This is a genomic window from Streptomyces sp. NPDC018019 (assembly GCF_044327805.1).
GTDB lineage: Bacteria > Actinomycetota > Actinomycetes > Streptomycetales > Streptomycetaceae > Streptomyces.
In genome coordinates this window covers 263,628-276,266 of record NZ_JBIRGD010000003.1, presented here as the reverse complement: position 1 = coordinate 276,266, position 12,639 = coordinate 263,628, and the positions used below count along the sequence as shown (strand labels likewise).

Sequence of the window (12,639 nt, the reverse complement as noted above, 5' to 3'; positions counted from 1 at the left end):
ATGGCGGCCGGTGGCGCGCCGGTGTCGGATGAGGGAGTCCACTCCGGACGGCTCCTGATGAGGGAAGAAGTCTGATGCGCAGAGGCACCGGCGCCGCACTCGGCATTCTCACCATGGTCGCCACGGCCGCCCTGTCCACGGCCGGTACGGCCGCCGCCGACAGCCGTGTCGGCAAGGCGGACAGGGACGGCAGGCCCGGTCGTGTGATCCAGCTCGGTCTGCCCGGGAAGTTGGTTTTCGCTGAACACCCTGGCCGCCATGGCCGGGGCGTGGGGGCTGCCGATGACCGGAAGCATTCCGCATCGTCCGCCGCTTCGCACAACTGGGGAGGAGGGAACTGGAACAGCAAAGTCGTCTTCGGCGACATGATCCTTGACTGACGAACCGCCGCCCCGGGGGCGGCCAGGGGGGACCGGGGGAAGCATCGGGGGCTGCTCAGGGAAGTGTCCGGGTGTTCCCGGAAGCCGGAGAGTCCGTCGCTCCCCGAGGCTCGGTACATGACAACGATGACGCGGGGGCGATCGGCGTTCGTGGCCGGACCGGGGTGCATGGCGGCGTACGGGCTGGTCCGGCTGATGGACACGGAACGGGGGCCGGGGCCGGCCTGGTCGATCGGGCACCTCTTCCTGCTGGCGGGGGTCCTGCTCTTCGTGCCGGTGCTGCTGGGGCTGTGGCGCCTGGTGGCGCGGCAGGGCGGGACGCAGCGGAGAGTGGGCACCGTGTTGGCCGGGTTGGGGGTGGTCGGGGCGGCGGCCGTGGCGGTGCAGGCGGGGATCGACCTGCTCGTCGCCTACAGCTCGGCGGATCACGAGGCGATGAGCGAGCTGTTCGCCAAGGTCCAGAGCGTTCCCGGGGTGCTGCCCGTGGTCTACACGGTGGTGCCGGTGCTCTTCTACGTCGGCCTGATCCTGCTGACGGCCCAACTGGCCGTGCTGCGGATGGTCAGCGCCTGGCGTCCCGTGGCCATCGTGGTGGGCACGCTGGCCGTGAACGTCACGCTCGACCTGCTGCCGGTCGCCGGGCTGCTGTTCCTCCTCGCCCTGGCCCCGCTGGCGCGCCTCGTCCCCGCGCGGCAGGCCGTCGGGCGGTCAGCGGGGTGGCGTACGGCGGGTGGTTAGCTCGTCCATGGTGCGGGCGTGGACCTCGCGTTGGGTGGCCGCGGCGATGAAGGCCGCCGCGTTCTCCCGGCCGACCAGGTCGTGTACGGCCCGGACGGTCTCGGCGGGGAGCGCGATCATGACCGGCTCGGCGCTCGCATCTGCGCCTGGGCCTGCGTTTGGAGCTGCATCTGCGTTTGCGCCTGCGCCTGGACCCGCGGTGGCCCCCGTACCGGTGTCGGCGCCGGTACCAGCACCGGTGGGCGAGATGGTGCCGGGCGCGGCGTCGCAGAACACCTCGGTGGCCGCGACTTCTCGGGCGCCGCTGGTGGCGCCGGGGCTGACCGCAACGGGGTGAGAGCCGGTCGCTCCCACGCCCGGCGCGTCCCCTGCCTTCTGTGCCTCCCGCTCCGTCCCCGAAGCCCGGGTCTCGCCCCCACTCCCGCCCCTCCCGCTCAAGCCGCTCAGGTGGTGGTGGATGTAGCGGGTGGCCAAGGTGCGCATCGCGCGGGCCAGTTCGGCGTCGACGGTCTGCTGGGCCAGGGGGCGGAGGCGGCGTACCAGACCGGCGGCCTCGGTGGCTTCGGCTTCGGTGGGCTGGTGGTCCAGGTAGGGGTGGAAGACGTACTCGGTGGTGAAGTCGAGGAAACGGGCCGCGATGTGCTCGACCTGACCGCGCAGCTCGCGCAGATGGCCGGAGATGGCGGTGAGGGGGACGCCCGCGGCGTGCAGCTCGGCGGCGACGGCCAGCTCCTGGGGGCTGGGGACACGGAAGGCGTCGTCGCTTCCGGGCAGGCGCTCCAGGACGCCCAGCTCGACGGCGTCCGCCAGGGCCTCCTCGTCCGGTGTGCCGCCGAACGCGGCGTCCAGTTCGGCGCGCGTGATGCGGGCCGCCTCCTCGTCGCTCCAGGGCCCGTCGATCTCGGCGACCAGGCCCAGCACGCCGCCGAGGCCGCGGCCGGTGTCCCAGGCTTCGAGGAGTTCCTTGATGCTGGCGAGGGTGTAGCCGCGGTCGAGCAGGTCCGCGGTGCGGCGCAGCCGTTCCAGGTGCTCGTCGCCGTAGACGTTGGCCCGGCCGCGGCGCTCCGGCTTGGGGAGGAGTCCGCGGTCCTGGTAGGCGCGGATCGTGCGGACCGAGGTGCCGCTGATGTGGGCCAGGTCTTCGATGCGGTACTCGGCCGGCGGCGGCGACTGGTCGGTCAATGCGGTGCTCCTTACGAGATGGCCGCGCGGCCCACCGCACCCGCCGCGGAGCGGGCTGCCGGTGAGGACGCCAGATATGCGACGGCCTTGCGCAGCGACCCTTCCTGCGAGGGATGGTACGACCGCTTGAGGTAGCGCGGTACGGCGGCGCCCAGCTCGCGCCAGGTGGGCAGGAGCTGTTTGCGTACGGCTTTGTTGTGCTCACGCAGGGAGTAGCGCAGGCGGCCTGCCAGCTGCGGGTCGTGCCGGATGAGGTAGGCCGCGCCCCAGGCCCACAGGTACAGGAGCACCGGGGCGGTGACGGCCATGCCCAGGATGCGGCGGGCGTAGCGGGGCAGGCCCTGACCGCCGGTGTGCTGATACATGTCGAAGGCCACCGCGCGGTGTTCGACCTCCTCCGCGCCGTGCCAGCGCAGCAGGTCGAGCATGACCGGGTCGGAGCCGGCCCGGTCCAGCCCGTCGGCGTGCAGCACCCAGTTGCCGAGGACGGCCGTGAACTGCTCGATGGCGGCTATGAGGGACAGCCGGAAGCGCAGCCACTCCTGGGTGGGCACGGGGGCGGCGAACGGTGGCCGCTCGCCCAGGAGGTACTCGAAGAGGAAGTCGACGTGCTTGGTGTACGGGGCGGTGTCCAGGCCCTGGTGGGCGAGGTGTTCCAGCACGTAGGCGTGCTGGACGCTGTGGGTGGCCTCCTGGCCCATGAAGCCCTTGACGTCCTTGAGCAGGGCCGGGTCGCGGACCAGTGGCAGGGCTTCCTTGAAGACCTTGACGAACCACCGCTCGCCCGCGGGGAGCAGCAGGTGCAGCACGTTGATGACGTGGGTGGCGGTGGGTTCGTCCGGTATCCAGTGCAGCGGGGTCTCGCGCCAGTCGAACGAGACCCGGCGGGGGGCGATCGGGTGGTGCTCCTCCGGTCCGGTGGGGTTCGTGCTCACGCTGGGGCTCCTGACATATGACGTGAGGGAGGGAAGGAGGGGCCGGGGCGGGGTGGCGCACCCACCCCGCCCCGGCCTGCCCGCACCGCGTCGAGCGCACTCACACGGGCGGTTCGATACGGGCGAGGGCACGCAGGGCGCGCGGCGCGAAGCGGGACATCAGGTGGGCGCCGCGGGCCTCGGGCGTGACGGGGACGACCGCCGCGTTGCGCGCCACGGCTCGCAGGATCGCGTCGGCGACCTTCTCCGGCGGATAGTTGCGCAGCCCGTACAGCCGGGACACCTTGGCCCGGCGGCGCTTCTCCTCGTCCGCGGAGACTCCGGTGAAGCGGGCCGTCGTGGTGATGTTCGTGTTGACGATGCCGGGGCAGACGGCTGTGACGCCGATGCCCTGTCCGGCCAGTTCCGCCCGCAGGCACTCGCTGAGCATGAGCACCGCCGCCTTCGAAGCGCTGTAGGCGGGCAGGACCTTGGACGGCTGGAAGGCGGCGGCCGACGCGGTGTTGACGATGTGGCCGCCCTGGCCGCGCTCCGCCATCTGCTTCCCGAAGAGGCGGCAGCCGTGGATGACGCCCCACAGATTGACGTCCAGGACCTTCTTCCAGTCCTCGGTGGTGGTGCTCAGGAAGGAACCGGTCACGCCGATGCCGGCGTTGTTGACCAGCACGTCGACGGTGCCGTACTCGGCGGCGACCTTGTCGGCCAGTTTCTCCATGGCGGCCTCGTCCGCCACGTCCACCGTCTCGGCCCACGCCTGCGGGGCGCCGACCAGCCGCGCGAGGTCGGCCGTACGGGCCACCCCCTCGGCGTCCCGGTCCACCGCGACGACGCGGGCACCGGCCTCGGCGAAGGCGAAGGCGGTGGCGCGCCCGATGCCGCTGGCCGCGCCGGTGATCAGCACCAGCTGCCCGCCGAACCGGTCGGCGTACGGGCCGGCGGCGACGATCTCCCTGGCCGGGTCGCCCTCCTCCTTGGACGTCACGAACTCGCCGATCCAGGAGACCAGTTGGTCCGGCCTCGTCCGTGGCACCCAGTGCTTGGCCGGAAGGGTGCGCCGCACCAGCTGGGGCGCCCAGTGGTCGAGGTCGTCGTAGAGCCGCTGGGACAGGAAGGCGTCACCGGTCGGAGTGATCAGCTGGACCGGGCAGTGGGCGTAGGCGTCGGCGCGCGGGCGGCGCAGCCGGGCCCGGACGTTGTCGCGGTAGAGCCAGGCGCCGTGCGCCGCGTCCGTGGGCAAGGACCGCGTCGGGTAGCTGCCCGGCGGCACCTTCTCCACCCGTTGCAGGATCTTCGGCCAGCGCTTGCCCAGCGGACCCTTCCAGGCCAGCTCCGGCAGGACCGGGGTGTGCAGCACGTAGACGTACCACGACTTGGCGCCCTGGGAGAGGAGCTGAGCGGCGCGGCGCGGGGTGGGCCGGGACGCGCGCTTCTTGATCCAGTGGCCGAAGTGGTCCAGCGACGGCCCGGACATCGAGGTGAAGGAGGCGATCCGGCCTTCCGTGTGCCGGACCGTGGCGAACTCCCACGCCTGCACCGAGCCCCAGTCGTGGCCGACCACGTGGACCGGGCGATCCGGGCTGACCGCGTCCGCGACCGCCAGGAAGTCGTCGGTCAGCTTCTCCAGCGTGAAACCGCCGCGCAGCGGCTTGGGGGCGGTGGACCGGCCGCAGCCGCGCACGTCGTACAGCACCACGTGGAAGCGGTCGGCCAGACCGCGGGCCACTTCCGACCACACCTCCTTGCTGTCCGGATAGCCGTGCACCAGCACCACCGTGGGGCGGGTGGCGTCGCCCAGCTCGGCGACGCACAGTTCCACGCCGCCCGTACGGACCCAGCGCTCCCGCGCGCCTTCCAGCCCCGGCTGCGTCTGCTCGCTCATGCGGCCCTCTCCTCCTGCCAGCGCCGCACGTGCGGCAGATCGTCGTCCAGCCAAAAGGCGCTCTCCTCCGGGTCCGCGGAGTCCGTCACGACGAGGATCTCCTCGAACTTCGCGCCCGTGCCCCGGAAGCCGAGGTGGGGTTCGACCGCCCACAGGCCCGGCTGCGGCGGGTGGTCGGAGAACTTGTACGGGCTCCACAGCGGCGACCAGCCGTCGCGGTGGCCGTGCAGCGCATCCGAGGCCAGGCCCTTGAGCGACTGGGTGCCGAACCCGAAGAGCGTCGGCGACCAGCGGCGCTCCTTCACCCTGTCGACCTTGTGGGCGATGACGCCGAAGGGGTAGGCGCGGTGGCGGTTCACATACCCCTGGCGGATCATGAGCCGTTCGACGTCCTCGTAGATCTCGCGCAGGGGGCGGCGCTCGCGCACCTCGCGCAGGATCAGCTCGCGGTGCGCTTCGAGATCGGCGAGCAGCCGGTCGTGGACCGGGTTGAGCCCCAGGCAGCCGGAGTAGCCGATGTCGGCCGTGAAGCCCTGGTGGACCGGTGCCATGTCGAGGATGAAGGCCATCCCGGGCTCCAGGCGCCGGTCGGTGGGGAAGAACTGCAACGGTATGCGGAAGCCCGTGAACGCCGTACGGTCGCCGAACCAGGCGAAGGGGAGGTGGAACCAGTCCCGCACCCCGCGCTCGCGCAGCCACCGGCGCTGCATCCGCGCCGCCTCCCGCTCCGTCACCCCCGGCCGGAGCTGCGCCGCGACCGCCTCGGCGCAGGCGTACGCCAGCCGCTGCACCTCTTTGAACCCCCGCAGCCCGGCGGCGAGTTCGCGCGTCCCGCCGCCCCTTCGGGCCGCTGCCACCCCTGTTGCTGAGGTCATCGCCAACCGTCCGTCCCGTCCGTGAGCCGATCATCGCGGTACGTGCCCGTAACTTGACACTGATGAATGTGACAATGCCCGGCGGCGACGTCAAGGGGTCGGTCGCGCCTGTGGAAAACCCACCGCCGCATGCCCCGGGGCCGGACCCGCCACGTCGCTGCGCCACCCACACGGAGGGGTCCCGGAGCACGACCTCCCCTACGGGCCCCTACACCTGTGGTCGGACGCCGATCCAGCCGCCAGGTCTGACGACCGGTGTGGCCCGCGCCACTACCGTCGATGGCGTGACTGTGATCGTGACCGAAAGCCTGAGCAAGCGGTACCCGCGGGTGACCGCGCTGGACCGGCTCACCGTTGACATCGGCCCCGGGGTGACCGGCCTGGTGGGTGCCAACGGCGCCGGAAAGTCCACCCTGATCAAGCTGCTGCTGGGGCTCGCCCCGGCCAGTGGGGGGACCGCGACCGTCCTCGGCCTGGACGTGGCCGGGGAGGGCGGCGCCATCCGGGAGCGCGTCGGCTACATGCCGGAGCACGACTGCCTGCCGCCGGACGTCTCGGCCACCGAGTTCGTCGTCCACATGGCGCGCATGTCGGGCCTGCCGCCGACCGCCGCCCGCGAGCGCACCGCCGACACGCTGCGGCACGTCGGCCTCTACGAGGAGCGCTACCGCCCCATCGGGGGCTACTCGACGGGCATGAAGCAGCGGGTCAAGCTGGCCCAGGCGCTCGTCCACGACCCGCAGCTGGTCTTCCTGGACGAGCCGACCAACGGTCTGGACCCGGTCGGCCGCGACGAGATGCTCGGCCTGATCCGCCGCGTGTACACCGAGTTCGGCATATCGGTCCTGGTCACCTCACACCTCCTGGGCGAGCTGGAGCGCACCTGCGACCACGTCGTCGTCATCGACGGCGGCAAGCTGCTGCGCTCCTCCGCCACCGACGACTTCACCCAGCTCACCACCTCCCTGGCCGTCGAGGTCACGGACACCGACGAACACCCGGACGGCACTGCGGCGCTGCGTGCCGCACTGGCCCGCGCGGGCGTCGCGGTGACCACCGCGTCCCCCGGCTCGCAGGGCGTGGCCTCCGCCGCCCACCTGCTGTACGTGGAGGCCACCGGCGAGGAGACGTACGACCTGCTGCGCGACACCGTCGCGGACTTGGGGCTCGGCCTGGTCCGGATGGAACAGCGCCGGCACCGCATATCCGAGGTCTTCCAGAGCGACGACGCGGCGTCCGCGCCGGCGGTCGGGGACCCCCGGAGCCCGGACGGCGCGCGGCCCGCGGCGGCCCGCCCGGCCGCCTCCGCGACGACCGCCCACCGAGCCCCCAAGGACGGAGGCGCCCCCGATGCCGCCTGAGACCCGGACCCCCGCGACCGCCGGCGCGGCGCAGGACGTCATCCACGACATCGGCTACCGCCACTTCGACGGCCCCCGCCTCGGCCGCGCCTACGCCCGCCGGTCGCTGTTCTCGCAGAGCCTGCGCGGCGCCTACGGCCTGGGCCGCTCCGCCAAGTCGAAGGTCCTGCCGATGCTGCTGTTCGCCGTGATGTGCCTGCCGGCGGCCATCATGGTGGCGGTCGCGGTGTTCACGAAGATGAACGACCTGCCGGTGGCGTACACCAGGTACGCGATCTACCTCCAAGCGGTCATCGGCCTCTACCTGGCCGCCCAGGCGCCCCAGTCCGTCTCCCGCGACCTGCGCTTCAAGACGGTGCCGCTGTACTTCTCGCGCCCCATCGAGCGGGCCGACTACGTGGTGGCGAAGTTCGCCGCGATGGCGAGCGCCCTGTTCATCCTGACCGCCGCGCCGCTGCTGATCCTCTACGTGGGCGCGCTGCTGGCCAAGCTGGACTTCGCCGACCAGACCAAGGGACTGGCCCAGGGTCTGGTATCGGTGGCGCTGCTCTCGCTGCTGTTCGCCGGCCTCGGCCTGGTGATCTCCGCGCTGACCCCGCGCCGCGGCTTCGGCGTCGCCGCCGTCATCGCCGCGCTGACGATCCCGTACGCCGCGGTGAGCGCCGTCCAGGGCATCGCCGCCGTCCAGGGCCAGGAGCAGGTCGTCGGCTGGCTCGCCCTGTGCTCGCCCATCACGCTCGTGGACAGCGTGCAGGCGACGTTCCTCGGCGGCACCGCGTCGTTCCCCGACGGGGTCCAGCCGTCCACCGCCGCGGGGCTGGTGGCGCTCCTGGTCACCCTGTGCGCCGTCGCGGGCTCGTACGCGCTGCTGATGCGCCGCTACCGGAAGGCGGGCCTGTGAGCGCCCGCACGCGGCGCACGGCCGCCCGTACGCGCCCCTCGGCCCTGAAAGACCCGGAAGCCCCGAGGCCCGCGAAGGCCCGCCCGACGCCCGCCACCGCCCTCCGAACCCCCCGAAGGAACGGGCCGCGCCCATGACGACCATCCAGATCGACCACGTCTCCCGCTGGTTCGGCAACGTCGTTGCCGTCAACGACATCACCATGACCATCGGTCCCGGCGTCACCGGCCTCCTCGGCCCCAACGGGGCGGGCAAGTCCACGCTGATCAACATGCTGGGCGGCTTCCTCGCGCCGTCCGGCGGGACCGTCACCCTCGACGGCCGCACCGTCTGGCGCAACGAGGGCATCTACCGCGACATCGGCATCGTCCCGGAGCGCGAGGCGATGTACGACTTCCTCACCGGCCGCGAGTTCGTCGTCGCCAACGCCGAACTGCACGGTCTGGGGAAGTCCGCCGCACAGCGGGCGCTGGCCACCGTGGAGATGGAGTACGCGCAGGACCGCAAGATCGCCACGTACAGCAAGGGCATGCGCCAGCGCGTGAAGATGGCGTCGGCGCTGGTCCACGACCCGTCCGTGCTGCTGCTGGACGAACCGTTCAACGGCATGGACCCGCGGCAGCGGATGCAGCTGATGGACCTGCTGCGGCGGATGGGCGAGCAGGGCCGTACGGTCCTGTTCTCGTCCCACATCCTCGAAGAGGTCGAACAGCTGGCCTCGCACATCGAGGTCGTGGTGGCCGGGCGGCACGCGGCGTCCGGCGACTTCCGCAAGATCCGCCGCCTGATGACGGACCGGCCGCACCGCTACCTCGTCCGCTCCGACGACGACCGGGCGCTCGCCGCGGCCCTGATCGCCGACCCGTCCACGGCCGGCATCGAAGTCGACCTGAAGGAAGGCGCCCTGCGCGTCCAGGCCGTCGACTTCCCGCGGTTCACCGCCCTGCTGCCGCGGGTCGCCCGCGAGCACGGCATCCGCCTCCTGACGGTCTCGCCCTCCGACGAGTCCCTGGAATCGGTCTTCTCCTACCTCGTCGCGGCCTGAAAGGAGCCTGGAAGCGATGTCAGCGACCTCATCGGTCCGGCCGGACCCGTCCCCGGCGCCCGCCGCGGGCCCCTCGGCGGCCCCGGCGGTCTTCAACCCCACCGTCGCCCGGCTCACCTACCGGGCCCTGCTCGGCCGGCGCCGCGCGCTCATCCTGTTCGCGCTGCCCGCCCTCCTGATCGTCATCGCCGTCGCCGTACGGGCCCTGACCGGCGCCGACGACTCCACCGCAAACGGCGTCCTGGGCACGTTCGCGCTCGCCACGATGGTGCCGCTGATCGGCGTCATCGCCGGTACGGGCGCGATCGGCCCGGAGATCGACGACGGCTCGGTCGTCTACCTGCTGGCCAAGCCGTTGCGCCGGTCCTCGATCATCATCACCAAGCTGGTGGTGGCGATCGGTGTGACGGCGGCCTTCTCGGCGATCCCGGTGCTGATCGCCGGGTTCATCCTGAACGGCAACAGCCAGCAGATCGCGGTGGCGTACGCGGTCGCCGCGGCCGTCGCCTCCGTCGCGTACAGCGCGCTGTTCCTCTTCTTCGGCACGGTCAGCCGGCACGCGGTCGTCTTCGGCCTGGTCTACGCCCTGGTGTGGGAGACGCTGTTCGGCAACCTGGTGCCGGGCGCGCGGACGCTGAGCGTGCAGCAGTGGGCGCTCGCGGTGGGCCAGAAGATCGGCGCGGAAGGGGCGGTCACCTCCGAGGTGGGCCTGCCCCTGGCGGTCGTCCTCCTGGTGGCCGTCACGGGCCTGGCGACCTGGTACGCGTCCCGCAAGCTGCGGGCGCTGACGCTGGCGGGGGAGGAGTAGGCGCGGCGACGTCCACGAAAAGCAGGCGCTCGGCTGGGAGTTCCCGGCCGGGCGCCGTGCGTGTGCGGCCTCGCCCGGCGTCCGCACACGTCGAGGTCTCAGGGGCCGTGACGAGGCATCTCGCGCGTTCTGATGCCGCTGTTCACTCGCGCGAACACCACCGCCCGCCCTACGCCGCGCAGAACTCGTTGCCCTCCGGGTCCTGCATGAGCCACCAGTGGCCGGCGGGGCCCTGGTTCACCTCGCGGACGCGGGTCGCTCCCAAACCCTCCAACCGGGACACCAGTCCCTCCAGGCCTTCGGGGCCGCTGTGGATGTCGATGTGCAGGCGGTTCTTGACCGTCTTGCCTTCCGGTACGTCCTGGAAGAGCAGGCGTCTCCCGCGGCCGACGCCGCTGGTCTCGTCGTACGGGTCGTCGGGGTGGCGGATGGCGGCGTAACCGCGGAAGGTCTTGCGGCCGCCGTGCTCGGCCACCGCCTTCTCGCCGAGGTGACCGGCGGCCAGCAGCTGTCCGATGAGGGCGCTGGGGTCCTCGACCTCGTACTCCAGGGCCGCTGCCCAGAAGTCCGCGAGGACCGCCGCGTCCGTGCTGTCGATGACAAGTTTCCACGTCAGTGCCATGGCAGGAGTTATACCTGCCGCCACTGACACCGGGCCCGGACCGGCCGCGGGAGGCGGTCCGGCGGGGCTACCGCCCCTGCCGCCGGTTGAACTCCCGTACGTTCGCGCGGTGCTGCACGTAGTCGGCGGTGAACCGGGTGTCGCCCGGCGCGACCGTCACGAAGTACAGCCAGTCACCGGCGGGCGGCCGGGCCGCGGCCCGGAGCGCGTCCTGGCCGGGGTTGCCGATCGGGGTCGGCGGCAGGCCCTTGTGCCGGTAGGTGTTGTACGGGCTGTTGAGCCTGGTGTCCGCGTGGCTGGTGTTGAGCGAGCTGCGGCCGAGGGCGTAGTTGATGGTCGAGTCCATCTGGAGGGGCATGCCCCGGTCGAGCCGGTTCTCGATGACCCGGGCGACCTTGCCCATGTCGGCGGGCCGGTCGGCCTCGGCCTGCACGACGGAGGCGATGATCACCGTGCGGTACGTACGGATGCCGTCGGCGGCGTGCTTGTCGGCCGCGGTGTCGGTCATGAACGAGAGCAGCGACTCGGGCGTGGTGTCGTCGTCCACCGGATACGTCGCGGGGTAGAGGAACCCTTCCGGATTGCCACCGGCCTCCTCGGGCAGCTTCAGGCGGGCGCTCCTCGCGGCCTTCTCCGTGGTGCCGGGCGCGACATCGAGGGCCTTGTCGACCGCCGCGTACACCTGGGTGGCGCGCCTGCCCTCCGGGATGGTGAGGGGCGGACGGCCGGGACCGCCGAGCAGGCGCGTCACGAGGACGACGATGAGCGCCAGGAGGGCGCAGAGGCCGGCGGCCAGGAGGAGCCGGCCCCGGCGGGTGAGCCGCGAGCGGGACCTGTGGCCCGTGTACTGCACATCGCTCATGGGGGCACGGTAAGGCAGCACCCCGCCCGGCAGGCGGCGGCACGTGGCGGGTGGCACCGGGAATCACGGGTTCACCGGAAGCGCCGGCCGCTCAACGCGCCGCGGACTCCGCCCTTGAGGGCGCCGGACCGCTCGCGCCGGGCGGCCGGCGCAGCTCGGAGAGCCGGTCGAGGAGCTGGTCGCGTACGGCGCTGAGGTCGTTGATGCGCTGCTGGATCAGGAAGAGCCGCTGTTCGAAGACCTCGGCCTTGGGGGCGGGGTCCGTGCAGGCGTGGCCCCCGGTCGGCTCGTCGCTCAGGCAGCCGTCGATGCGGCGCAGGTCGTCGGTGGTGAGGCCGGAGGCCAGCAGCAGCCGGATGTTCTCCACGGTGCGCACCGCGCCGTCTCCGTAGTGCCGGTAGCCGTTCGACGACCGGTCGGGGCGCAGCAGGCCCTGCTCCTCGTAGTAGCGCAGGGCCCGGGTCGTCGTACCGGTCGCGCGGGCCAGCTCCCCGATGCGCATGGTGCTCCCTTCCGACGAGCGCTTACGGGAGGGAGCGTAATCCCCGTCGCATCCACTGCCGCAGATGTGAAAGTCAGGCGCGGGCCTCCCAGGGAGTGAGCACCACGACCGGGATGCGTCGCCCGGCGCGCTCCTGGAAGGCGGCGAACTGCGGGTGGGCCGCCACCTGCCGGCCCCACAGCCGGTCCCTCTCCTCACCTGCGGCTACGGCGGCGCGCGCCTGGTGGGTACGGGTGCCGACCTCGACCGTCGCCAGAGGGTGGGCGGTCAGGTTGTGGAACCAGGCCGGCGCGGTGGGCGAGCCTCCGTTGGAGGCGAAGACGGCGAGCCGGTCCGCGCCGTCCGGCAGGTAGAGGGCCGGAGTGGTACGCGGCAGACCGGACCGCGCCCCGGTGGTGGTCAAGAGGAGCAGCGGCTGACCGGCGAACTCGCCGCCCACGCGGCCCTGGTTGGCCCGGAACTCCGCGATGACGCGCTGGTTGAAGGTGAGGTGGTCCGAACTGTCCATGACGGCACTCTCGACCTTGACGTCGGCGTGAAGGTCAAGCC

Annotated in this window: 14 protein-coding genes; 6 read left to right on the top strand and 8 right to left on the bottom strand. The window is 72.2% G+C overall.

Annotated features, from left to right (window positions below; translation table 11 throughout):
- The first annotated feature begins 74 nt into the window (after window positions 1-74).
- Window positions 75-380 (top strand): hypothetical protein, encoded by a 306-nt coding sequence (locus ACH4FX_RS07155; RefSeq protein ID WP_398475998.1) that lies wholly within the window; start codon window positions 75-77, stop codon window positions 378-380.
- Between the two features lie 117 nt (window positions 381-497).
- Window positions 498-1,118, top strand: a complete 621-nt coding sequence (locus ACH4FX_RS07150; RefSeq protein ID WP_398475997.1) for a hypothetical protein — start codon at window positions 498-500, stop codon at window positions 1,116-1,118.
- On the opposite strand, the gene ACH4FX_RS07145 is transcribed toward ACH4FX_RS07150, so the two are convergent.
- The 4 genes from ACH4FX_RS07145 to ACH4FX_RS07130 form a co-directional block, all read right to left on the bottom strand.
- Window positions 1,089-2,300, bottom strand: coding sequence for a MerR family transcriptional regulator (locus tag ACH4FX_RS07145; RefSeq protein WP_398475996.1), 1,212 nt, complete (start codon window positions 2,298-2,300; stop codon window positions 1,089-1,091). The genes ACH4FX_RS07150 and ACH4FX_RS07145 overlap by 30 nt on opposite strands.
- A gap of 11 nt (window positions 2,301-2,311) precedes the next feature.
- Window positions 2,312-3,235, bottom strand: coding sequence for a metal-dependent hydrolase (locus tag ACH4FX_RS07140; protein WP_398475994.1), 924 nt, complete (start codon window positions 3,233-3,235; stop codon window positions 2,312-2,314).
- Between the two features lie 100 nt (window positions 3,236-3,335).
- Window positions 3,336-5,114 carry an SDR family oxidoreductase gene (locus ACH4FX_RS07135; protein ID WP_398475992.1) on the bottom strand — a complete coding sequence of 593 codons (1,779 nt, stop codon included), beginning with the start codon at window positions 5,112-5,114 and terminating at the stop codon, window positions 3,336-3,338.
- Window positions 5,111-5,989 (bottom strand): M24 family metallopeptidase, encoded by an 879-nt coding sequence (locus ACH4FX_RS07130; protein WP_398475990.1) that lies wholly within the window; start codon window positions 5,987-5,989, stop codon window positions 5,111-5,113. The genes ACH4FX_RS07135 and ACH4FX_RS07130 overlap by 4 nt, the downstream gene beginning before the upstream one ends.
- A 290-nt stretch (window positions 5,990-6,279) precedes the next feature.
- On the opposite strand from ACH4FX_RS07130, the gene ACH4FX_RS07125 reads away from it, so the two are divergent.
- From ACH4FX_RS07125 to ACH4FX_RS07110, 4 genes are all read left to right on the top strand, one after another.
- The gene (locus ACH4FX_RS07125; protein ID WP_398476410.1) at window positions 6,280-7,350 is read left to right on the top strand and encodes an ABC transporter ATP-binding protein; all 1,071 of its coding nucleotides are present in this window, start codon (window positions 6,280-6,282) and stop codon (window positions 7,348-7,350) included.
- On the top strand, window positions 7,340-8,251 hold the full coding sequence (locus tag ACH4FX_RS07120; RefSeq protein WP_398475988.1) for an ABC transporter permease: 912 nt from the start codon (window positions 7,340-7,342) through the stop codon (window positions 8,249-8,251). Before ACH4FX_RS07125 ends, ACH4FX_RS07120 begins: the two co-directional genes overlap by 11 nt.
- Before the next feature lie 133 nt (window positions 8,252-8,384).
- Window positions 8,385-9,296 (top strand): ABC transporter ATP-binding protein, encoded by a 912-nt coding sequence (locus ACH4FX_RS07115; protein WP_398475986.1) that lies wholly within the window; start codon window positions 8,385-8,387, stop codon window positions 9,294-9,296.
- Between the two features lie 16 nt (window positions 9,297-9,312).
- Complete coding sequence (locus ACH4FX_RS07110) at window positions 9,313-10,104, top strand: ABC transporter permease subunit (protein ID WP_398475984.1); 792 nt, start codon at window positions 9,313-9,315, stop codon at window positions 10,102-10,104.
- Between the two features lie 169 nt (window positions 10,105-10,273).
- On the opposite strand, the gene ACH4FX_RS07105 is transcribed toward ACH4FX_RS07110, so the two are convergent.
- The 4 genes from ACH4FX_RS07105 to ACH4FX_RS07090 all read right to left on the bottom strand — a co-directional run bounded on the left by ACH4FX_RS07105 (window position 10,274) and on the right by ACH4FX_RS07090 (window position 12,598).
- Window positions 10,274-10,726: a VOC family protein gene (locus ACH4FX_RS07105; RefSeq protein ID WP_398475982.1), complete on the bottom strand. Its 453-nt coding sequence runs from the start codon at window positions 10,724-10,726 to the stop codon at window positions 10,274-10,276.
- Window positions 10,727-10,793: 67 nt separating this feature from the next.
- Window positions 10,794-11,579, bottom strand: coding sequence for an endolytic transglycosylase MltG (gene mltG / locus ACH4FX_RS07100; RefSeq protein WP_398476408.1), 786 nt, complete (start codon window positions 11,577-11,579; stop codon window positions 10,794-10,796).
- 100 nt (window positions 11,580-11,679) lie between these two features.
- Window positions 11,680-12,090, bottom strand: a complete 411-nt coding sequence (locus ACH4FX_RS07095; RefSeq protein WP_398475980.1) for a MerR family transcriptional regulator — start codon at window positions 12,088-12,090, stop codon at window positions 11,680-11,682.
- A 73-nt stretch (window positions 12,091-12,163) separates the two neighbouring features.
- Window positions 12,164-12,598: a nitroreductase family deazaflavin-dependent oxidoreductase gene (locus ACH4FX_RS07090; RefSeq protein ID WP_398475979.1), complete on the bottom strand. Its 435-nt coding sequence runs from the start codon at window positions 12,596-12,598 to the stop codon at window positions 12,164-12,166.
- Window positions 12,599-12,639: the final 41 nt, after the last annotated feature.

Excerpts from the sequence above, each read along its gene's own strand:
- ACH4FX_RS07155 (WP_398475998.1), top strand. The coding sequence starts at position 75 with ATGCGCAGAGGCACCGGCGCCGCACTCGGCATTCTCACCATGGTCGCC.
- ACH4FX_RS07150 (WP_398475997.1), top strand. The coding sequence starts at position 498 with ATGACAACGATGACGCGGGGGCGATCGGCGTTCGTGGCCGGACCGGGG.
- ACH4FX_RS07135 (WP_398475992.1), bottom strand. The coding sequence starts at position 5,114 with ATGAGCGAGCAGACGCAGCCGGGGCTGGAAGGCGCGCGGGAGCGCTGG.
- ACH4FX_RS07130 (WP_398475990.1), bottom strand. The coding sequence starts at position 5,989 with ATGACCTCAGCAACAGGGGTGGCAGCGGCCCGAAGGGGCGGCGGGACG.
- ACH4FX_RS07120 (WP_398475988.1), top strand. The coding sequence starts at position 7,340 with ATGCCGCCTGAGACCCGGACCCCCGCGACCGCCGGCGCGGCGCAGGAC.
- ACH4FX_RS07115 (WP_398475986.1), top strand. The coding sequence starts at position 8,385 with ATGACGACCATCCAGATCGACCACGTCTCCCGCTGGTTCGGCAACGTC.
- ACH4FX_RS07110 (WP_398475984.1), top strand. The coding sequence starts at position 9,313 with ATGTCAGCGACCTCATCGGTCCGGCCGGACCCGTCCCCGGCGCCCGCC.
- ACH4FX_RS07105 (WP_398475982.1), bottom strand. The coding sequence starts at position 10,726 with ATGGCACTGACGTGGAAACTTGTCATCGACAGCACGGACGCGGCGGTC.
- ACH4FX_RS07095 (WP_398475980.1), bottom strand. The coding sequence starts at position 12,090 with ATGCGCATCGGGGAGCTGGCCCGCGCGACCGGTACGACGACCCGGGCC.
- ACH4FX_RS07090 (WP_398475979.1), bottom strand. The coding sequence starts at position 12,598 with ATGGACAGTTCGGACCACCTCACCTTCAACCAGCGCGTCATCGCGGAG.